At 42.7% G+C, this 20,725-nt stretch carries 18 protein-coding genes; 8 read left to right on the forward strand and 10 right to left on the reverse strand.

Annotated features, from left to right (window positions below):
• Positions 1-5: 5 nt before the first annotated feature.
• Positions 6-635 carry a 23S rRNA (uridine(2552)-2'-O)-methyltransferase RlmE gene (gene rlmE, locus QSH61_RS11135; protein WP_010605081.1) on the reverse strand — a complete coding sequence of 210 codons (630 nt, stop codon included), beginning with the start codon at positions 633-635 and terminating at the stop codon, positions 6-8.
• Positions 636-721: 86 nt separating this feature from the next.
• Here rlmE and yhbY point away from each other — a divergent pair, with 86 nt between their 5' ends.
• Positions 722-1,018 carry a ribosome assembly RNA-binding protein YhbY gene (gene yhbY, locus QSH61_RS11140; protein ID WP_010373854.1) on the forward strand — a complete coding sequence of 99 codons (297 nt, stop codon included), beginning with the start codon at positions 722-724 and terminating at the stop codon, positions 1,016-1,018.
• On the opposite strand, the gene QSH61_RS11145 is transcribed toward yhbY, so the two are convergent.
• Positions 1,015-2,262, reverse strand: coding sequence for a serine hydrolase domain-containing protein (locus QSH61_RS11145; protein WP_010605082.1), 1,248 nt, complete (start codon positions 2,260-2,262; stop codon positions 1,015-1,017). The genes yhbY and QSH61_RS11145 overlap by 4 nt on opposite strands.
• 98 nt (positions 2,263-2,360) lie before the next feature.
• On the opposite strand from QSH61_RS11145, the gene QSH61_RS11150 reads away from it, so the two are divergent.
• The 4 genes from QSH61_RS11150 to QSH61_RS11165 all read left to right on the forward strand — a co-directional run bounded on the left by QSH61_RS11150 (position 2,361) and on the right by QSH61_RS11165 (position 6,868).
• On the forward strand, positions 2,361-3,164 hold the full coding sequence (locus tag QSH61_RS11150) for a hypothetical protein (protein WP_206470978.1): 804 nt from the start codon (positions 2,361-2,363) through the stop codon (positions 3,162-3,164).
• A 119-nt stretch (positions 3,165-3,283) separates the two neighbouring features.
• Positions 3,284-3,991, forward strand: a complete 708-nt coding sequence (locus QSH61_RS11155) for a response regulator (RefSeq protein ID WP_010605084.1) — start codon at positions 3,284-3,286, stop codon at positions 3,989-3,991.
• A 21-nt stretch (positions 3,992-4,012) separates the two neighbouring features.
• Complete coding sequence (locus tag QSH61_RS11160) at positions 4,013-5,299, forward strand: sensor histidine kinase (protein WP_174168691.1); 1,287 nt, start codon at positions 4,013-4,015, stop codon at positions 5,297-5,299.
• A gap of 222 nt (positions 5,300-5,521) precedes the next feature.
• Complete coding sequence (locus QSH61_RS11165) at positions 5,522-6,868, forward strand: sodium-dependent transporter (protein WP_206470979.1); 1,347 nt, start codon at positions 5,522-5,524, stop codon at positions 6,866-6,868.
• Positions 6,869-6,903: 35 nt separating this feature from the next.
• On the opposite strand, the gene QSH61_RS11170 is transcribed toward QSH61_RS11165, so the two are convergent.
• Together QSH61_RS11170 and QSH61_RS11175 are read right to left on the reverse strand one after the other, a co-directional pair.
• On the reverse strand, positions 6,904-7,350 hold the full coding sequence (locus tag QSH61_RS11170; protein ID WP_206471086.1) for a GNAT family N-acetyltransferase: 447 nt from the start codon (positions 7,348-7,350) through the stop codon (positions 6,904-6,906).
• A 106-nt stretch (positions 7,351-7,456) separates the two neighbouring features.
• On the reverse strand, positions 7,457-8,200 hold the full coding sequence (locus QSH61_RS11175; RefSeq protein ID WP_010605088.1) for a sporulation protein: 744 nt from the start codon (positions 8,198-8,200) through the stop codon (positions 7,457-7,459).
• Between the two features lie 131 nt (positions 8,201-8,331).
• Here QSH61_RS11175 and QSH61_RS11180 point away from each other — a divergent pair, with 131 nt between their 5' ends.
• Positions 8,332-9,903: a cation:proton antiporter domain-containing protein gene (locus QSH61_RS11180; protein ID WP_010605089.1), complete on the forward strand. Its 1,572-nt coding sequence runs from the start codon at positions 8,332-8,334 to the stop codon at positions 9,901-9,903.
• Positions 9,904-10,179: 276 nt separating this feature from the next.
• The gene (locus tag QSH61_RS11185; protein ID WP_088530338.1) at positions 10,180-10,467 is read left to right on the forward strand and encodes a hypothetical protein; all 288 of its coding nucleotides are present in this window, start codon (positions 10,180-10,182) and stop codon (positions 10,465-10,467) included.
• A gap of 149 nt (positions 10,468-10,616) precedes the next feature.
• On the opposite strand, the gene QSH61_RS11190 is transcribed toward QSH61_RS11185, so the two are convergent.
• The 6 genes from QSH61_RS11190 to ilvY all read right to left on the reverse strand — a co-directional run bounded on the left by QSH61_RS11190 (position 10,617) and on the right by ilvY (position 19,060).
• Entirely contained in the window at positions 10,617-11,603 is a 987-nt protein-coding gene (locus QSH61_RS11190; protein ID WP_206470980.1) for a sterol desaturase family protein, read from the reverse strand.
• 117 nt (positions 11,604-11,720) lie between these two features.
• Positions 11,721-13,928 (reverse strand): TonB-dependent receptor family protein, encoded by a 2,208-nt coding sequence (locus QSH61_RS11195; protein WP_206470981.1) that lies wholly within the window; start codon positions 13,926-13,928, stop codon positions 11,721-11,723.
• Positions 13,921-15,189: an imelysin family protein gene (locus QSH61_RS11200; protein ID WP_206470982.1), complete on the reverse strand. Its 1,269-nt coding sequence runs from the start codon at positions 15,187-15,189 to the stop codon at positions 13,921-13,923. Before QSH61_RS11200 ends, QSH61_RS11195 begins: the two co-directional genes overlap by 8 nt.
• An 82-nt stretch (positions 15,190-15,271) precedes the next feature.
• Positions 15,272-17,098: an Ig-like domain-containing protein gene (locus QSH61_RS11205; RefSeq protein WP_206470983.1), complete on the reverse strand. Its 1,827-nt coding sequence runs from the start codon at positions 17,096-17,098 to the stop codon at positions 15,272-15,274.
• Between the two features lie 309 nt (positions 17,099-17,407).
• Complete coding sequence (locus QSH61_RS11210) at positions 17,408-18,103, reverse strand: response regulator transcription factor (protein ID WP_010373828.1); 696 nt, start codon at positions 18,101-18,103, stop codon at positions 17,408-17,410.
• Between the two features lie 63 nt (positions 18,104-18,166).
• Positions 18,167-19,060: an HTH-type transcriptional activator IlvY gene (gene ilvY / locus QSH61_RS11215; protein ID WP_010605095.1), complete on the reverse strand. Its 894-nt coding sequence runs from the start codon at positions 19,058-19,060 to the stop codon at positions 18,167-18,169.
• Between the two features lie 105 nt (positions 19,061-19,165).
• Here ilvY and ilvC point away from each other — a divergent pair, with 105 nt between their 5' ends.
• Entirely contained in the window at positions 19,166-20,638 is a 1,473-nt protein-coding gene (ilvC, locus tag QSH61_RS11220) for a ketol-acid reductoisomerase (RefSeq protein WP_206470984.1), read from the forward strand.
• Positions 20,639-20,725 lie beyond the last annotated feature (87 nt).

A 20,725-nucleotide genomic window follows, 5' to 3' on the forward strand; every position in this document is an offset into this window, starting at 1 on the left:
CTGTACTACAGTTTGTAGCCCGTCGCCACTACATATACTTCGCGTGAACGAGGACGAGACGCTTTTGGTTTACGGATCTTTACGACCTTAAAACAATTACGTACCTCTTGTACAAATTGATCAAAGCCTTCTCCTTGGAAAACTTTAACCGCAAATGCACCGTTTGGTTTTAGCACTTGATGGCACATATCTAATGCTAGCTCGACCAGATACATACTGCCAGATTGATCGGTTGACATATTTCCGCTCATATTTGGTGCCATATCAGAAAAAACTACATCAACATTCTTGCCGTTTATTCTATCCAATAATGCATTTAATACCGCTTCTTCTCTGAAGTCTCCCTGAAGGAAATCGACACCCGCTAATGAGTCCATCGGTAAGATATCACAAGCAATAACTTGTCCGCCAATATCTACCTGCTCTGCGAGATACTGCGACCAGCTCCCCGGAGCAGCCCCTAAATCAACTACCGTCATTCCTTTACGGATCAATTTATCCTTTTGCTGGACTTCTTCCAGCTTAAAAACCGCTCGTGAACGATAGCCACGTTTTTGGGCTTCATGCACATACGGGTCTTCTACGTGTTCTTTTAACCAACGTTTCGAACTGGCGGAATGTTTTTTATTTGCCATATTAACTACAACTCATTAGTAATATTGTCTAGATGGCGTTAGAATATCGATAATTCAAGCCTTTTAATAAATAAGATTGTATCAATATGACCTTATCAAATAAACAAAAGCAGTTCCTAAAAGGGCTAGCTCATTCTTTAAACCCAGTTGTTCTTCTAGGCGCAAACGGCCTAACCGAAGGCGTCATGGCTGAAATTGAGCAAAACCTGAACATTCACGAACTTATCAAGGTAAAAGTACCAACCAATGATCGTGAAACTAAGAAACTGATTTTTGAAGCAATTGTTCGTGAAACAAATGCACATAAAGTACAAACCATTGGCCATATCATTGTGTTGTACCGCCAAAGCGAAGACAAAAAGATCCAGTTACCTCGTAACTAACCTTTGTTGTCTGCGACGTTTTCACCAGAAGACGTCGCAATCTCTTGTAATAAACTCGCTTCTTCTGCTTTTACTTTCTTAATTTCCTGCTCACTCACCTGAGGCAGTAATTTCTTCTCAAGCGCCAATGCGTCAACAATAAAGTCGTTTGTTAACTGATTAATAATGCCACTCTCTGCATTTAACAGTAGGCTAAACCCAATACCAAGCTCTGGAATAATCACCACATCGGTACGATAACCTTGCACCCAGCCACTATGATAATAGAGCAATTTGCCATCGTAACGATAAATTCGCCAGCCAAGTCCATAATAGGCTTCTTCTACATGACCACGCCAAACGCGTCTGCGTAGCTCTCGTTTCGTTAACGTATACGGCACTGATTGCTTACTCAGAGCATCCGGTGATAGAACACTTGGATACAGACCTAATTGTGCTTTTAACCACTGCGCCATATCAGCAGCACTAGCGTTTACACCAGCTGCGGGGAGTACTTTATAGTAATGCGGCTTTAATTTAGCGGTATGCCAACGCTTTCGCCCTCTGACATGCGGCCACGCAAAATTATCATTTTTTGTCATTTGCTCGTAGCCAAGGCCGGCGTCATGCATATTAAGTGGCGCGAAAACAAACTCTTCCATCCAAGTTTTGTAACTGATATTCGTCGCCTGCTCGATAACATCTCCAATCAAGCTAAACATGACATTTTGATAACCATAACACTCACCGGGCTGACATAACGCTTTGACTTGCAGTAAGCGCTCAACAATTTGTGGGTAGTCCATGCGAGACTCGATTAAATTATCGTAGGCATTGGGCACTAAGCCACTCGAGTGACTTAACAAATGATAGAGCTTAAGTTGGCTATAATCACCTTTGGCGACTTGCGGCAAGTAGCTGGCCACTCGATCGTCAATATTAAAATACCCTTCGCTCGCTAATTTAGCCGTTAGACTTCCTGCAAACGTTTTTGAAACCGATGCCAAGCGAAAGCGAGTTTGTTCGTTGACCACACTTCCTTGTCGACTTTTTGTCTTGCCAAAACCTTCTGCGTAGCTGCCGTGCTCGACATGCACGACGGATAAAGCAGCACCGGGCACCGATTTTTCTTTTAGTTTGCGCTCGACTTGCTTAGAATAGCTCTTTAAAAATTGTGACCATTGCTGGTTTGGGGTTTTTGCAATCGTTATTTTTGGATAACTAATGCAAAAAAAACAAACTAATGTGAGAATTAGCGACTTCATAATGACTCATTTCATTAACACTCGCCCGCCATACTAACATGATGAATTGGCGGAACTCACTAAATATAAGAAAATAACTGTTTAATTGAGGTATTTTAATGCGTTTAGTGCTAGCAGCTCTATGTACAAGTCTACTTTTTGGATGTGTCACCACAGCGCCATTAGCGCCAAAGTTAGATGTACCTAAGAAGCCACTATTAAAAAAATCTGTTTATCAAATCAGCTATAGTACCGAACTTAATTCTGCACGAATTAAATCAGTGCAATTACCTGCTCACCCGCTTGCACAAGGTGATACCGTTTATATCAACGCAGACAAAGTAAGCTTAACCGATACGTTAAGAAAACAAATCGTTACTTTGCTCGAGAAAAAAGGCCTGAAAGTTGTCGCTGCCAAAAGCGCAAGTTACACGCTAACAATTCATCAACTTGATTTGGAATTTGCAGCCAATAAAACGTACGCACTGGATAGGCCAAGAAACCCACATCCACATATTGCTGAACTTGCTCAAAATTCGCCAGCATTTCAATGCACTAATATTGTGGCTTCAGTCAGTATGCGCCTAGCACACCAAGCTTCGTCAGATGTTGTCTGGTTTGCCAAATCATCAGTAGATAGCGCTGGATTTCAAGGGATCCCTTTACAATTCACATTTACTGAAGTGGAAAAAATAGAAAACGAGCACGATGTACTGTCGTTTATTGTGGCCCAAAATACCGACGAGGCGCGCCGTCAACGTGGCGAAAAGCCCGTTGATATTCCTCCTTACAAGGTAACTAAAACGGTTTCGCCGCTCGAGAAAACCGCTGGTGCATGTACCCAAACCGAAGTATCAGCGCTAACAGCGGATATGCAAAAACACTTGGCCGAGAGTTTAATTGAAAAGCTAAACGTTAAGTAACATAAGTACTCGCCAGTTTGACAGAGGTCAACTGCAGGCTGGCGCTACACTTATTTACAGACAATGACGCTTTTAGAATTATACTCGACGCAGAAAAATAAAAAGTTCGGAGTAAAGACATGGAGCAATACGGCACAATCTTATTGGTTGAAGATGACACTTCATTAGCGCAATGGGTCGCTGAATATCTTGATAATCAAGGTTACAAAACACATTGCTGCTACCGCGGTGATGAAGTCGTTGAACGTGTTAAGTCACTAGACCCCGACCTTGTTTTACTTGACCTTATGCTCCCCGGTAAGGACGGTATCAGCGTATGCCGTGACTTACGTCAGTTTTATAGCAAGCCTGTTATTATGCTCACAGCCAAAGATGAAGAAATGGATGAAGTCATCGGTTTGGAAGTTGGCGCTAGCGATTATGTAATCAAGCCTGTGCGTCCTCGCGCCTTACTCGCTCGTATAAAAGCGAATGTTCGCGCTGCACAAGAAAAACCACAAGATCATCAAGCTGCCAATCACGAACTCGTGGTGGGACATTTATGTATCGACACTCAAGCTCGCAAAGTCAGTGTTGCAGGTCAAGAAGTCATCGTCTCTAGTGCCGAATACCTACTACTGCAATTTTTAGCCAGTCACGCTGGTGAAGTTGTCTCTCGCGATGCGGTTTTTAAAGCGACAAAAGGGAGAGAATATGACGGCCTCGACAGAAGCGTCGATGTGCTCATTTCTGCCCTACGTAAAAAGTTTAATGATGATCCTCAAAACCCAGAAAAAATTAAAACGGTGTGGGGTAAAGGGTATCTACTCGTACCATCAGCTTGGTAATGAAGGTCGCAAGCTAATATCGTGAAAAAACTCTATATCTACTTACTCGCTGGTGCGTTAATTTCGATCTTCGCTCTGGGTTGGGTGATCGACACCTATAATCAGCAAACCGCTCCCTTAGAAGATAGTTTTGAGTGGCAAAGCAAACTGATTACAGGTCTTGCCAAGCAAGTTGCAGATATTGAACAGGGAAAACGAGAAGACGCAACGGCTTTGATTGCCAAACAATTTGACATCAACATTAGCTATAAAGATGGCGAAACGCTAGCCATGCCGCTCGAGTTAAAGCAACGGATGTTACAACCTGATGGGTTAGTAATAGAAAACGAGAATGTATACCTTCTAAAAACAACCCCTAAAATGGCGCCTGACTACGTTGAACTTGAATGGCAACCTCAGGTTGAACAGGCTGATTACGACGTATTGCTAACATTATTTTTCTACGGTGGAATTTGCGCAATATTATGGTTCATTCTCTCTCCGTTAGTTAAACGTTTGATCGTTCTCAATACTGCAGCAAAGCACTTTGCCAGCGGTAACCTAAGCGCGCGCATCGCCCCCAATCATTTCACCTATATCCGCGACTTGGAAAATACCTTTAATCGAATGGCAAGCCAAATAGAGAAGTTGATGGCTGAGAATAAGCTAATGGCCTCCAGTCTTTCTCATGACATTCGGACACCTGTTGCGTGTTTAAGGTTTGGCTTAGATGCAGCTTTAGATGAAAGTGATATCGATGCCATTCACGATTATTTAGCACGCATGGAAAAAGATTTAGATCAAATGGAGGACATGCTCTCGAGCTATCTATCTTTTGCGACGCTTGAACAAAAGTCTCATTTACTCAAACATGAAGTAACGACTCTATCTCGCTATGGTCAAGATCTAATGCAGCAAATGCAACCAAAGCTACAAAAGAACCAGTTGTCTGGTCGCGTAGAAATTCCTGAACAATTAATGATCCATGGCGACTTACATTGGCTTGCAAGAGCGATAAGTAATTTGATCAGCAATGCCTGTGACTTTGCCACTGCCAGTGTGTTATTAAGTGCACACCATACCGAGCATTGGCTCATTATTACCGTTGAAGACGATGGCCCTGGGATCGCGAGACAAAATTGGGATAAAGTCTTTAGTCCTTTCTTTCAAGAGCAAACTCACCGCAACCGTGCAGGTAAAAGCTACGGCTTAGGCCTTGCAATCGTTGCAAAAGTCATGGATTGGCATCATGGTACAGCCACCGTAAACCAGTCAGAGCGATTAGGTGGCGCAAAATTTGTGCTTTCGCTACCCTGTAAAGAAAAATAATTATTGTAAATAAGTCGCTACACGGTGACTTATCTCATATAGAAATAATCGTGAAAACATTAGCTTATAAGCTAAGCTTTGATTTTTGAGTGCAACAACTTAATTACGGCTAAATATCAGGCTAAAACTTGCGCTAAATCAAGGTAATTTACTCTTTTTATTTCTTTTTAATTACAGTAGATTGTCAGCGCCGTTAGAAATTTTTAGAGAAGTATAATAATTATGAGCAATGTCCGAGGAGAGTTCAGCTCTCGCTTTGGTTTTATTATGGCCGCCGCAGGGTCGGCGGTAGGTTTGGGAAACATTTGGGGGTTTCCAACACAAACGGCATCCAATGGTGGTGCTGCATTTGTTTTAGTTTATCTGGTTTTGGCTTTTTGTCTTGCCTATCCAGCACTAATGGCAGAACTCGTCATTGGTCGTCACGGTCAAGCAAATGCCGTATCTTCACTGCGCAAACTAACAAATACAGCATGGCAAAGTAAGCTTGCTTTTGTTGTCGGGTTCGGTGGTATCATTTGTGCGGGTCTTATTTTAAGTTTTTATGCAATCGTGGCAGGGTGGATGTTTAGCGCAACACTTGAACCCATCGCGGAAGTTGCATCAATGACTCAAGCGCAATCTTGGCTTGCTGATTCGTCTATGTCGCGCAACATCGTCTTTACAGCCACCTTTATTGCACTCACCGTGCTTATAATTAGTAAAGGCGTAGAAAACGGGATTGAAAAGTGGTCAAAGCGTTTGATGCCCGCACTTATCGGTATTTTATTCTCGTTAATTGCGTATGTATTAACCCAAGAAGGTGCCGTTGAAGGTCTTAAGGTGTATCTTGTTCCTGACTTTTCTTCTGTGCTTAATCCACAGTTACTCGTTGATGCCCTAGGGCAAGCATTTTTCTCGCTTTCGCTCGGTACCAGCGTGATGATCATTTACGGCTCATACATAAGTAAAAAAGAGAATCTAGTTTCACTTGGTGCAATGGTTACCTTAATTGACGTTTTTATCGCATTCGTTGCCGGCTTACTTATCATTCCCGCCATGTATGTCGCGCAAGCGCAAGGCGTAGAGATTTTTGCAGCTGACGGCTCACTGCTAAATGAAGACACCTTAGTGTTTCAGGTATTGCCAGCATTGTTTGATAGCATGGGTAGCATTGGCCTGGTGGTAAGCTTCGCTTTCTTTGCTCTGATGAGTATTGCCGCACTCACCTCGTCTATTTCGATGTTAGAAGCGCCTGTTTCCTATGCTGTTGAACGTTTTGCACTAGGCAGAGTACAGGCCACCTGGATCATCGGCACCTTGGTAACAGCCGTGAGCTTCACCATTTTGGTAAACATCGAGACGCTGTTCGGTTTTATTGTTAGCCTGACAACGAAGTTTGGTCAGCCACTACTTGGCATGCTGTGCTGTGTATTTGTCGGTTGGATTTGGCACAGAGCAAAACTGCTTAAAGAAATTGAATCAGGATGCCCGGAAGTTGGCAGTAGTTTCTTCTGGAAAGTATGGCCTTGGTACATCCGCTTCGTTTGTCCAATTGCCATTGCTGCAGTATTTTTAAATTCACTATAATTTCGCTCATAAAAAGAGGCTGCGCATAGCCTCTTTTACTTTTTCACAAATAACATATCCTGATGCGGGATCCCATCTTCTAGATAATCTTCACCTTGCTTCACAAAGCCGAGCCCCGTATAAAACTTGTCTAGATAACACTGCGCAGAAATAACTAGATTCTCATGAGTAATCTCCGTTTCACAACAAGCAATCGCACGATGCATAAGATCACGTGCAACGCCCTGTCCTCGCAGCGTTGGCGAAACAATAACACGGCCTATGGACGCAGTAGTTGCGGATTTTCTATAACAACGTGCATACGCTAAAATTTGTTCATCTTTGACCAAAAACAGATGTTGAGTTTCAGACGCCCTATCGGTATCGTCAATTTCTGGATAGGGACATGCCTGTTCTACAACGAATACATCAACCCTTAGCTTTAAAATCTCAAAAAGCTCATCTTTAGTGAGCGCATCATAACTTTTAAGTTGCCAATTCATATTTTTCTCTGTCATACCGATTAGCTTTATTAAGACTGATTGGTATCATTTATGCTCGAAACAAAAACGCCCAGACAAAGCTGGGCGTTTGGAGTAAATTAAGTGATTATGAGAACAACCGCTCCAACTGATCGCACAATTGAGAGATATTGACGTGATCGTGCTCAATCGTTAAATCGACGTATCCATCCCCTCGAAACGCTCTGTCCAACTCTATCAGTACATGAGTTCGATGTGCTTCAGGTACAAACGAAAGCTCAACTTCTTGTAGTCCAAATAATGCACGTGAGTTTGGTCGGTATTCTAGTTCTTGGTAACAACCAGAAACAGACTGAAACTCGGACGCTCGTAAATAGCCCTTTTCTACATCCGCTTTCACTAAATGGAAGCCTAAACGCTCCATCGCTGTCATACATGCTTTCACTGCTTCATTTGGATAAATGTGTAAAGCATCTTTGTCTGATGGGTCGATGGCTAAATCAATGTCTAAGCCTGTTTCAATCCAAACATGACAGCGGTTGAAGCCCGCATTGATTTCTGTGATTGGTGTTTCTGAATGAAGTCGAGCTTCAAAAGGAATAACTTTTTCTTCGCCTGGGCCTATCGTGAAATTATTACCTACACGCCAACGGTCAATAACATGATTACTAAAATATTCTCCGTCTTCCCCTTCAACCTTAACTCTTGTCATTAGCGCAAGTTCTAAACCTGTTACTTCTTGGCTAACGTCACCGCCTTTTACTACAATTTGCGCTTGAAATTTCTGTCCCGGGTGCAAATGCTCTGTTTCCAATACAGTGTCTACTTTTGCCGCACCGATACCGACAGATGCTAGGATCTTCTTAAACATTACGTCTCCTGTCCGGTATGTCCTTACCTGCATCATAACCATATTTTTTCCAACTTGTCAGCGAAAATTTATAATTTATATATCAGGAGGTTTTGGTACACTGCTCATATCTTGGATAAAAATTTAAAGTTATGGAACTGCTCTATTTTGCTGTCGCATTTGCATGCGGATTTTCTGTTTATCAATTAAAGCTTCCTCCTTTGATTGGTTTTTTGATGGCGGGCTTTGTCTTAAATCTACTTGGCCATAAAACCACAGACTTACTTACTCAACTTGCAGATCTTGGTGTAACGCTGCTGCTTTTTAGCATAGGTTTAAAATTACGAGTTGGTAACCTGATAAAGCCTCAGGTTTGGGCACCAGCGAGTATGCATATTATTACCAGTACAGCGTTTTTCGCTAGCCTGTTGTTGATGCTAGGGGCGATGAGCCTACCTTTATTTACTGACCTAGACTGGCAAAGCGCTTTATTGGTTGGTTTTGCATTTAGCTTTTCCAGTACCGTTTTTGCGGTAAAAGTGCTGGAAGAACGTGGTGAAATGGCAAGTCTTCACGGTAAAATCTCAATCGGTATTTTGGTTATGCAAGATATCTTTGCGGTTATCTTTCTCGCCGTCAGTACGGGCAAAGTACCCAATATTTGGGCACTGGCACTGCTTGTGGTGCTACCGCTTGTACGTCCAGCTATGTTTTGGGTATTAAGCCGCTCAAAGCACGGTGAGCTACTCCCTCTTTTTGGCTTCTTTTTTGCGTTAGTCGCAGGTTATCATGCCTTTGAATTTGCGGGCCTAAAAGGTGATCTCGGTGCGCTGATCATGGGTATGATTTTCGCCCCACATAAAAAAGCCGGTGAGTTATCAAAATCACTATTGAATGTAAAAGACATCTTGCTTGTTGGTTTTTTCTTGAATATTGGTCTGAATGCCACGATTACACTGGACGCACTTTTAATAGCGATTCTACTGGTAATTGTTCTACCGATTAAAGTCTCACTTTATTATCTCTTCACCAATATGTTCAAATTGCGTGCTCGTACATCGCTATTGAGCGCTTTCACACTCACTAACTATAGCGAGTTTGGTCTTATCGTGTGTGCCGTTGCATCTGCTTCTGGTGCGGTTGCTCCTGACTGGCTAGCAGTAGTTGCTATTGCTGTTTCTATTACTTTTGTGATCGCGTCTCCGCTCAACAAACGCTCGAACGAGGTCTACGTTAAATTAGAGCCTTGGTTATTAAAGTTTGAGAACCAAGACCGTTTAGAAGAAGAGCTTCCGGTAAATCTTACCGACACCAAGATCGTTATATTTGGTATGGGAAGGATTGGAACAGGTGCTTACGAAACAATACAGGCCAGCTTCCCAGATACCGTTGCTGGTGTAGATATTAAGCCTGAAGTAGTTGAAAAACATGTTTCCCGAGGGCGCAGGGTATTAACTGCTGACGCAACCGACCCTGATTTTTGGCAGCGTGTAAATCATTCTGAAGTAGAAATGGTTATGCTCGCGATGCCTAAACATATGCAGAATATTTATGCACTCGAGCAGCTCAAAGCATCAGGCTACAACGGCCAAGTTACCGCCATTGCAAACTACCCAGATCAACAGAAAGAATTAGAAGAAATGGGTGTGAATTCTACCTACAACTTCTATTTAGAAGCGGGTAGTGGCTTTGCAGAACACGTAAAAGAGAAATTATTTACTTAAATTAGTATTGGTTCTCAGTATCATAATTGGTACTGAGAACTATTTTCATATTCAGATCATCGTGTTACATCTAGACGTCCATCTTATTATTTCATTCCACTCATTATTCGATTTACAAAGCTTTACATCCAAGATGGTAATTTGCCCTCACTTCAGAGTAAACTGATCACATCGGACATGGCGTAAGTATCTATTTTATGAACAAAAAATTGATACCAAATGCCTTTTGAACATCGTGTCACTGGATTGTGAACAAGCTATACCTTTGGGGGTTTTATGATTAAGAATAAATCTAATGGTCAATTTTCTGCAGTAGTGGATGACGTCAAGGCTGCGCCTTTTTCAGACCTCCAAGAAAGGCTGGATGCAATTCAGGACGGTGGTATGACAGCGTTGGCAATTCGCAATATCCTATTTCATAAAATGCTCGATATGCATTCCGTACCAAACGATCACTATTTAAGGGATGAAGAAACCCCGAACCGGTTGGACGATCCAAAACTAATTGAAAAGTTAAATGAACTAGGCTTTTTCCGCAGCAAGCCTTCATCACAACTACACTAGTAAAGATTTAGGGAGCCTACTCTCCCACATAGGCTGACAATGCCCGTCGTCAGCCTATTTTCCCCTTCCAAGCACGAGCTTCACCTTTGAAAAACTCTCCCATACCGAAATTAATTCATTGCAAATATGTAGTTCTGAATAGTGAAGATCTAGTCACCCTGAGATGATTTAAGTGGTGGGTTACTTTTTTTCTTCGGTAATAAGGTTTTCCAAGCCTGCTTAAATGGCTTCAAATAAATCGCGGTAAGTGAATCATGTCCCGCATCATATTGCCCAACTCCAATGGTAATTTTACCCGCACTCGAGGCCTTAATCAGCGAGCCATACATACGATCCCAAATGGCAAGTGCTGAGCCTAAATTGGTATCAAAATGGATTGGATTGTCACTGTGATGTACTTGGTGCTGTGCAGGACTAATAAACCAATCTTCTAGCTTGTCACCCCAACTCAGCCAGATATGTGAATGCCTTAAATTGGCCCCAAAAATATTAAACAAAAAGACAAACGCATTCGCACCAAGAATATCGTACATGCTCAAGCTGCTGCCAAATACATAATACCCTACTCCAACCACAATTCCTTGAGTTAATGCCATACGACAGGCGTACAGGTAGCTTTCAACGGGATGTGAGCGATAAATGGTAAAGGGGGTCAGGACTTTTGCAGAATGGTGCACCTTGTGAAACTCCCAAAAGAATGGGATTTTATGTAGGATCAGGTGCAGCAAGAATCGAGTGAGGTCATCAACTATAAACAAAAATAACGTAAATAGTCCAATCACCACCCATTCTGGCGCTTCAAGATGTAACGCTGGGCCAAAAAACGCTTCAAGCCCACCTGATAACCCTAGCGCCACCGGTACCATAGTCAACACGATAGGCGTAAACGTCGCTGCCTTTATCAATCGATTTGTGATCAATAAACAGTAATCGAGCTTGGCGCTTTTGCACCACCACACTTGCTTGGGAAACAAAAACTTTAAAAAACCTTTACCAGAGCGCGCTTTTTCTGTGGCGATATAAACAGGAACAGCCATCAAAATAGCACTAAACAAGTATGGCAAATACACTCTTTTATTGGCATCGAACAAGTAGCCTGGGAGTTCAGTAATGCTTTGCCATAATTGCTCTAACATAGTCATTTCCATCAAAAAGAAATAATGAATACATATATTTTTGGAATAGCTCCATTGGTCTAGCGACAAGCCGCCGTGAAGCTGCGGCTCTTACTCAAGAGCCGCATAGACAATCAATTAAAACTGGTATTTATAACCTAAACTAAATTGTCTTGGTTTGCCCGGACGCGCGCCATACGGGCGACGACTAACAATTTCTGCTTCATCGAACAAGTTGTCGATTTTAGCATAAACTTGACCATACTGACCTAGCTCGTAACTTGCGGATACATCAACGATGGTTGTGCTAGGCACCTTGGCACCTTCAAGTACAAGCTCAAAGTCTTCAGTGCTTCTGCCAGCAGCTTCGTTCATCTCACTGATGTATTTAATGGCTACGTTAACTTTCCAGTCACTTGCTGCAAGGCCAATATTAAAAGTGGCTTGATGAGATGGCAAATACGGAAGCTCATCACCATTTTTAATATAACCCCATTGTGCAAACGTTGTCGCACGCTCATTCTGGAATTCACCTTTCGTATAGGTGTAGGTGAGACTATAAGGGATATCCAGTTGAAGGTTCAAAGGGTAACGTTGTGCAAACTGCATTTCGAGACCGTAAACATCCACCTCACCGCCACTGAATTGCTGATCTTGTTGGTCATTGACACCACAGTTAGACTGACCACAGCTTTCGTTCAGATTCTCATAATCGTTGAAAAAGCTCACAATCTCAAACTGCGTCACACCATCATTAAAGCGCCCACCAAATTCGTAGTTAACACTCTTCTCAAGCTCTATATCCGGATCCTGTTGGGGTGAAGAAGGTACAAAACCTTGGTGCACACCAAATAAAAGACCGGCATCATCAGAAAGCTGATAGAAACCACTTAGGCTAGGTAGCCAAATACGGGTGGTTTTATCAATCCAAACATCGGCATCTTTATTATCTTGGTAAGACATGTCCATCAGCTCGCCACGAAGACCAAGGCCCAAAGTCAACGCATCAAGCTGTACCTTATCTTCTAGATATACCGACCACGCTTTAGTATTTTCAGTATTCAGCGAGGTAAACTGCTTTGAACCCTCTAGCAACACAGGTGAACCACCTTCCATTGCATATGCTTGCTCAAAATGTTTGCGCTCAATTTCATCTTCATGAAAACGCACGCCAACAGCAATATCATGGGTTAAGTTAAACAGGCTAAAGCTCGTATTGGCATCGACTTGAAGACCTTGTGAGAAATACTCACGGTCATTAGTCCCCATATTCAAAAAGATATTTGAACCTGCAACGACAGAGTCACGTGCCCCTGTGATCACAGCGTACTCATTTGCGAAAGCCTCTGGGTTTGCCATGATTTTTGAAAGGGATGGTCCACTTTTACTACCTAGACTATTAAGCTTAAGCCAAGCTCGCTCATAGTCATTACGGTACAGCCTTGTCGTAACGTTAAAGTCTTTGCCATCAAGTACATGGGATAACATTACCTGAGTGTGCTTGGTATCCATCTCTGCAGGCTGAGACGCTGCGTATCGACGATACGGATTTTCAGCAAAATCTGCATCCGTTAAACCAAGGTAAGTTTCATCGGACAACTCGTCGGCATAGCTGAGCTTTAAGCCAAACGTATGGTTTAGCTCGCCTTGTGACAGTTTATAATTAAACTTGGCTAAGATATCGTTCTTCTCAAACCCCGTATCACCACCGCCATCAAGCTCTTTAAAACCATCAGCTTGTAGATTTACCGCTTCGAATAAGAAGCCAACATTATTTACTACTGAACCGTAGTAACCGTGTGCTTTGGAATAACCGTCACTGCCAGCCGCAACATCAATACCGCCTTCTGTAAACTCTGGCACTTGGCGAGTCACTAAGTTAAGCGCACCAGCAACTGTTTGCGGACCATGCTTGATAGCCGCTGGTCCTTTAAATACCTCAACCGCAGTCATACGAGTCGTAACCGGGAAATAATAAGCAGCCGGCGCAGAATAAGGAGCTGGGCCAATAAGCACACCGTCTTCCATTATGGTGATTTTTTTGCTTCGCTCAGGTGTTACACCACGAAAACCAATGTTTGGTCGCAGGCCATAACCATCTTCTTCCCGAATATTAACACCAGGTACATTAGAAAGAATACGGTGAATATCATCGTATTCGTATTCTGCCAACTGCGCTTCTGACAACAAGGTTGCAGAGCCGGCTTCTTTTCGCAATTTATCGTGATGGCTGATAATAGAGATATGCTCAATATCTTGATTGTCATCCGCAGCTTGCGCTTGAGGTAGTGCAAAAATTACCGCTACCGCTAATAAAGATTTCTTCATGTTCATGCGCTTAATCATTGTCACCTGCCGAAGTTTGTGGAAGTTCTAGGGCGAGCTTTTCGATAAACTCAGTCTTTAAATCATCCGTCACTTTTTTAACGTCTGTATGCGTTTGCGTCACTTGCTCTGCAGAACCCGCAAGCTCAGCTTTCAGGCTCGCATTCATCGCAAGAAGTGTAGCTTCTGCATCCGCAAGCCCTGCAAGCATGCGCTCTTTTACATCACTACCATTCTCAGCATCTAAAAAGTCATCAAAGCCCAATGTATTCTCAGCATCTTGGCCATTACCAGTGAAGATGTTTCTAAACGCTCTGATATTAGCAAGTAAATTCTCTTTAGAATGTTCTGCAATTGGCGACTCCACCGCTTCTGGGCAAGCTTCTAAACCACATGCGTTCGGAAAACCTAGGCCTAACGGCGTCGCTATTTTGCCGTCTTTTAACTCTTCGGTCATGTAAAATAACGCCTTTGATATTTCATTAAGCGCTAAGTGGGGCGTGTCAAACGGAGAGCCTGGTTGTCCTGCATTAACGAGTTTAGCTGCGTAGCCATTTTCTCCAGTCCATTGAGACAAGAGTATATTGCTCTGTGCTTCAATGTCTTTAGCCACTTCCATCGCAAACTCACAACGCGCGACCGCTCTTTCCTGAGTTGAACGGCTATTCCATGGTGCCAACGCATCATTCACTGACGAGCAGTTGTGGTCAAGATTGGCATTGAATAGAAGGTGCTCTAAGGCAGTTAAGCCTTTACGGTTTGCAGTACGCTCAGAGATATTATAAGGATTGCTAGCATTGCCATTAATAACGCCATCTTCAAAATACACTACATCCAAGTCGATATCACATAAAGAGCCTGTAGCGGGCCAAACATAAATGTTGTTTTTAAGCTCTTTACTATTGGCAGTAAGTGGACCCATTTGCATCAATTCAACATACTGCCACCCAATCATAGCGTTGCGCCAACTTTGTTGAGCATTTTGCTTTAACGCGGCGGTATTTTCAGCCTGTACTTTTTCAGCGCTACAATAACTCGCAACTTCAAGTTGCTGTGTTACCGCGAGTTCATTGAATTGCTCAATTGCAGGGGTAAGCACATTATTCACAAGGTTACTTACCAAGGCCGCTTCATCAAATTGCGTGGGTAGAGTTGGGTTATCCGTTCCAGAGTTATTATCTTTCACTCCAGATCCTTGGCTGCTTGAAGTACTTTCACCACAACCAGACAATACCAAAGCCACAGCGACGGCAGCAGCACTTAAACGTTTAGATACTCTCATTTGCATTCTCTATTATCTATATACAACAAAAGGTTAGCAGAATTAACGGCTAACCTTTTAACGTTATAAACGAAAATTTAGATTACCAGTTGGCAACATTCTCAGCATCGAAACCATATGCATTGGCAATGATTTCTCGCGCTTCCAATAAAGCAGTCTTATAAGCTTCCACTTTATCTGCCGCGAATTCAGGCTTGTCACCCATCAGGTTATGGATTTCAGCAAAAGCAGTATCTGAGACAGGAGAAAACGGATTAAACTGGAAGTTTAACGCGAAACCTTTCATTTCTGACCAGTGTTTTGCTACCGCATAGAATTGATCGGCATCAAAATCACCTGATGCAATATCGTCTAAATCGCCGTCATCATGTGAGATTGTATCATTGATATAATGCACAACGGTTGCAGCGATAGACTTTTCCCATGCTAGCAACGCTTGATTACGCAATGTTTCTAAGCGTGCTTTGTCCTCATCTGACCACTGCGCAACATTAGTACCAACATTAGCGTTGATAAGTTTACGTGCTTCAATAAACGCTAATTGTGCTTCAGCGCTGAAGTCCGTTGGGTTAGCGTTAGATTTAGTACCACGGTCACGCTTTGCTGCATTTGTTGAGTTACCAAAGTTAAATTCAGATAGTAGATCGATTTTGCCGTTATTATCCAAATCATGATAACCACTTGCATACGCTTCACGGCCACCTTTAGCTGAAAGTTCATCATCTGTATAGTCTAGATAATCAACAGCAGCACCGAAATAGCCATAGCCTTCATCAAACTTGTGTTCAAGTTCCGTGTAGCTTTTGCCATCCGCTAATGTCGCGTTATCAGCTGACTTTTCACCAATGAGTAAATCATCTAGATAATCGTCCGCACCTTGAGAAAGCGACACTGCACCGTTTAAATGTTTTTGCATTAGCTGGGCAAGATCAAGGCCTTCCGGTGTTACATATAGTTTGTTCAGCGTGATAGCTGTGCCATTATGCTCTGCTTTGATTGTTGAGCCATTTTCAAACTGCTGAAGTTGCGCTTGTAGCAGGTCTAAATAGTGTAGGGCTAAACCTTCAGGTGTTTTTGGCTGTGTACCAAAGTTAACCCAACCAGCCATGACCCCATCCTCTTCCCATGCTTTATGCATATTAGAGGTATCACGTCCCGCAATTTTACCACCTTCGCCAGCAACGTTTTTCAGTGAACTTGAAATTTGTCCTAATGTGGTTTGTGCAGCGTTTGCGGCAACAGCGAAATCAAGGGTTTCATCCAAGACCACTGTGTCTGTCGGCATCAAGAAGGTTTTAATCTCAGTGATTGCCGCTTCAGCTGTTTTTTGCTCCGCCGCATTACCCACAGTTTCATTATTAAGCTTACCCATTAGGCTCTTAATATGAACCATAGCTGCGTGACGTGCGATTTGGCCAGAATAAGAAACTGAAGATTCACCTTGTGTGTTATTAAAGGCATAGCGGTTTACACCCGCTTTGTTTTCTTCAGCAATTTGTTGAACAGCAATTTCAGCTTCAACTTCTGTTTTCTCGCCTTTGCTGTCAGTTGCCGTGATAGTTACCGATACTTTACCGCCTTCAACCTGTTCGAAGTTTAGTGCGTTTGCAGCTTTGAGCTTAACCGCACCGTCAACAATTTCAAAACGGTTGTCAGAGATGGTTAGTGTCAATGCACTTACTTCATCGCTATCGTCAGAAAAAGAGATATTTGCAACCGCAGCACCAAGCGTATCCTCAGATACTGATGCACTGTCTACGGTAATAGTAGGTGCAGCATTGGTGGCTGGAGGTGGTGTTGTGTTGTTATCATCGTTGTCATTTGAGTTGCTGCTAGAGCCACCACATGCGGTGAGGCCTAAAGTTGCAGCGAGAATAGCAGTCGTTAACAGAGACTTTTTAAGTGCCATTGAATTGTTCCTTTGAGACTAATTATGTTTATATTTTCATAACTAGGCGTAAAGTATACACACACCTAAATAGCAATCAATATTATTTGCATTGTATAAATAACAATTTTTTTAAAAATGCTACGTAACAGCTAACTACTCCAGCGCTATCACTTGTTAAAAGGAGTAAAGATACTCCATATAAAACAAAGGGATAACACCATATAGCTGGCATTATCCCTTTGTGTCAGAAACCTGTTTCACAGATTTCTCCGAATTGAGCATTCGAAAAATTCGAAGTATCTTTGTGTTAAATCAAATTGTTACTTTTTAGTTCCAAACATCGGTAACAAATAGGTAACCTTGACGCCAAATCGTTTTGATCTTCTCTGGACGACTCGGATTATCGTGTAGCTTTTTACGCAAGCGAGAGATGCGAACGTCTATTGTCCGAGTGTCTGGGCGATAATATTTGCCAAGGATCTGCTCGTATACAAAGTCACGTTTCACTACTTTGCCGCCATTGCTCGCAAGTAACCACAGCAACTCAAACTCATGGGTTGTGAGGTCAATGCGCTCCTGCCCATAACTCACGCGCCTGGTGTTTTTGTCGATATGCAGCTGCCCAAAGGTTAATTGTTCAGGCTCATCGTCAAACTGCGAGTTTGCAGCTTGCCTTCTTAACACTGCATCGAGTCGAGCTCGCCATAGTCTAGGCTTTGCATCTTTGGAAATAACTTCGTCAGCACCGAGCTCTAAAAACAGGCTGTGAACATCCTCGTCATCGCTGTCAAGACTGACGATCACGGGAGCTTTGAATCTTTGTCTAAATTGGCTGATTGAATCGCAGGTTGGTACGGATGCGATAGCTTGATCAAGCACGATACCGTTAATGGATTTCCCTGAAAAACCGTTCAATTGACCTAATTCCCTCAACAACTCAACAGTGTAGCCTTGCTCTTCAAGCATTTTTTGTTGTGATGTCAATATATTGTTATTGCTTTGTGCAACCAAGATAGTGGACACGGACGCACCTCATTCATTCAACATGGATGAACACAGTGTAGTCACGCAACCTGAATGGATGCTTTACAGCGTAAATAATCCTTTTGCCGTATCCCAAAGTGCTTTAACAACTGGGTCATATAACCGTTTATTCTTAGTTACAAGTCCAATTTCAATCTCGTCCGATCTAAGCTGCAAAAGCTGAACTTGATTCTTAAATGGACTTTGACTAATTACTATCTCGGGGACACACGCAATACCAAACCCTAAACTCGCAAGCGCAACCATAGCTTCATGGCCCGAAACATGCGCATAGACTTTAGGAACAAAATTGTGTTTTTTGCAAAAGTTATCGATTCGATCTTTTAACACACCTTGCTCTGGCATAATAAAAGACAGCCTCTGCCACGGCATTTCACTATGACTGTATTCATCAATAATAGACTTAAGCGGACAGTCCATCGTTGGACCAATGAACACCAATCTCGAACGGCCTATTGGCAAATACTCTATACCGTTCGGTAGATGTTTTGGCTTCACCGCGACCGCAACATCTTCCTTACCACTAGCCACTTCTGCTATTGAATGCGCGGGATCACCAGTAATAAGATTTAACTCTACTTGCGGGTATAGGTGGCGAAACTTGGAAAAAAGATCATAAATAAAACTGTAAGTCGCGGTCACTGAACAAAATAAACTCAACTCACCGGTCAAAGGCTTATCATCGTCAACACATTCGCTCTTAAACTGCCGCCAGCTTGCCAACGTCGCTTGCGCGTAATGAACAAACGCTTTGCCTTGCTGAGTCAGCTCAACGGTGCGATTATCTCGTAGGAATAAAGGCGCGCCAACTTCCTCTTCTAACTGTTTGATTTGACGACTTAATGTCGGAGGACTTACAAAACAGCGCTCACTCGCTCGGGAAAAGTGCAGCGTATCTGCAAGTGCCAAAAAATATTTAAGTTGTTTGTGATTCATAGTATTTCACCTTTTGAAACACTATAGTTCAAATATATCATTTTACGCAATCAAAAGTTCGCCCTACTCTGACTTCAATCTATTTCTACAGAATCAGGAAATATCATGTCGAATTACTTTAATACTTTATCTTTACGTGAGCAATTAGCTCAGCTTTCTCAATGTGAATTCATGGATCCAAAAGAATTCGAACAAGGTGTCGACGTTCTGATTGGTAAAAAACTGGTCATTGTTGGTTGCGGTGCACAAGGCTTGAACCAAGGTCTAAACTTAAGAGATTCTGGCTTGAACGTCAGTTACGCACTACGTCCTTCAGCAATTGAAGAAAAACGTCAGTCGTTTCTTAATGCATCTGAAAACGGCTTTATTGTTGGCACTTATGAAGAACTCATTCCTGAAGCGGATTTGGTCCTAAACTTAACGCCTGACAAACAACATACTTCAGTTGTAAACGCAGTAATGCCGTTAATGAAAAAAGGCGCAACACTTGCTTATTCTCACGGCTTTAATATCGTCGAAGAAGGTATGCAAGTGCGTGAAGACATCACCGTAATCATGGTTGCACCAAAATGTCCTGGCACAGAAGTACGTGAAGAGTACAAGCGCGGCTTTGGTGTACCTACGCTGATTGCAGTTCACCCTGAAAACGACCCTGAGGGTAAAGGTCTCGCGCAAGCTAAAGCATATGCGGCGGGAACCGGTGGTCATCGTGCTGGCGTATTGCAGTCATCATTTATTGCTGAGGTAAAATCAGATCTAATGGGTGAGCAAACCATCCTATGTGGTATGTTGCAAACTGGCTCACTTCTATGCTTTGACAAAATGGTAGAAGAAGGCATTGAACCTGGATATGCATCAAAACTCGTACAGTATGGCTGGGAGATCATCACTGAAGCGCTAAAACACGGTGGTATCACCAATATGATGGACAGACTGTCTAACCCCGCTAAGTTACGCGCATTTGAACTGAGCGAGCAACTAAAAGACATTATGCGCCCGCTTTATAACAAGCATATGGACGACATCATCAGTGGTGAGTTTTCAGAAGGTATGATGGCTGATTGGACTGAAAACGACAATAAATTGCTTACATGGCGTGCAGAAACCGCACAAACCGCGTTTGAAAAGCAAGCGAATACGGATGCTGAAATTTCAGAGCAGACTTTCTTCGACCAAGGTATTCTAATGGTTGCTATGGTTAAAGCCGGTGTTGAGCTGGCGTTCGAAACCATGACAGCAGCTGGCATTATTGATGAATCTGCTTACTACGAATCACTACACGAAACGCCGCTAATCGCGAACACCATTGCGCGCAAAAAGCTGTTCGAGATGAACCGTACTATTTCAGACACCGCAGAATATGGTTGCTACCTGTATAATCACGCATGTCTACCACTATTGAAGCCATTTATGGAATCAATCACAAAACGTGAGATTGGTGAAGGCTTGTTAGACAGTGACAATTATGCTGACAACCAAAAGCTCATCGCTGTAAACCGTGCGATCCGTAACCATCCGGTAGAAAAAATAGGTGAAATCCTTCGCGGTTACATGTCAGATATGAAAAAGATTGTTTAGTAAGTAGAAATAAATTTGCGTCAATAATATAGCAAACTAGTTCGCTTGTTAGTAACCAAGGCCACTTTCCACCCTGAGATTGTGGCC

The organism is Pseudoalteromonas sp. JC3, assembly GCF_030291895.1.
In the GTDB taxonomy this organism is placed as follows: Bacteria; Pseudomonadota; Gammaproteobacteria; order Enterobacterales; family Alteromonadaceae; genus Pseudoalteromonas.

Excerpts from the sequence above, each read along its gene's own strand:
- rlmE (WP_010605081.1), bottom strand. The coding sequence starts at position 635 with ATGGCAAATAAAAAACATTCCGCCAGTTCGAAACGTTGGTTAAAAGAA.
- yhbY (WP_010373854.1), top strand. The coding sequence starts at position 722 with ATGACCTTATCAAATAAACAAAAGCAGTTCCTAAAAGGGCTAGCTCAT.
- QSH61_RS11145 (WP_010605082.1), bottom strand. The coding sequence starts at position 2,262 with ATGAAGTCGCTAATTCTCACATTAGTTTGTTTTTTTTGCATTAGTTAT.
- QSH61_RS11150 (WP_206470978.1), top strand. The coding sequence starts at position 2,361 with ATGCGTTTAGTGCTAGCAGCTCTATGTACAAGTCTACTTTTTGGATGT.
- QSH61_RS11155 (WP_010605084.1), top strand. The coding sequence starts at position 3,284 with ATGGAGCAATACGGCACAATCTTATTGGTTGAAGATGACACTTCATTA.
- QSH61_RS11165 (WP_206470979.1), top strand. The coding sequence starts at position 5,522 with ATGAGCAATGTCCGAGGAGAGTTCAGCTCTCGCTTTGGTTTTATTATG.
- QSH61_RS11170 (WP_206471086.1), bottom strand. The coding sequence starts at position 7,350 with ATGAATTGGCAACTTAAAAGTTATGATGCGCTCACTAAAGATGAGCTT.
- QSH61_RS11175 (WP_010605088.1), bottom strand. The coding sequence starts at position 8,200 with ATGTTTAAGAAGATCCTAGCATCTGTCGGTATCGGTGCGGCAAAAGTA.
- QSH61_RS11180 (WP_010605089.1), top strand. The coding sequence starts at position 8,332 with ATGGAACTGCTCTATTTTGCTGTCGCATTTGCATGCGGATTTTCTGTT.
- QSH61_RS11185 (WP_088530338.1), top strand. The coding sequence starts at position 10,180 with ATGATTAAGAATAAATCTAATGGTCAATTTTCTGCAGTAGTGGATGAC.
- QSH61_RS11190 (WP_206470980.1), bottom strand. The coding sequence starts at position 11,603 with ATGTTAGAGCAATTATGGCAAAGCATTACTGAACTCCCAGGCTACTTG.
- QSH61_RS11195 (WP_206470981.1), bottom strand. The coding sequence starts at position 13,928 with ATGATTAAGCGCATGAACATGAAGAAATCTTTATTAGCGGTAGCGGTA.
- QSH61_RS11200 (WP_206470982.1), bottom strand. The coding sequence starts at position 15,189 with ATGAGAGTATCTAAACGTTTAAGTGCTGCTGCCGTCGCTGTGGCTTTG.
- QSH61_RS11205 (WP_206470983.1), bottom strand. The coding sequence starts at position 17,098 with ATGGCACTTAAAAAGTCTCTGTTAACGACTGCTATTCTCGCTGCAACT.
- ilvY (WP_010605095.1), bottom strand. The coding sequence starts at position 19,060 with ATGAATCACAAACAACTTAAATATTTTTTGGCACTTGCAGATACGCTG.
- ilvC (WP_206470984.1), top strand. The coding sequence starts at position 19,166 with ATGTCGAATTACTTTAATACTTTATCTTTACGTGAGCAATTAGCTCAG.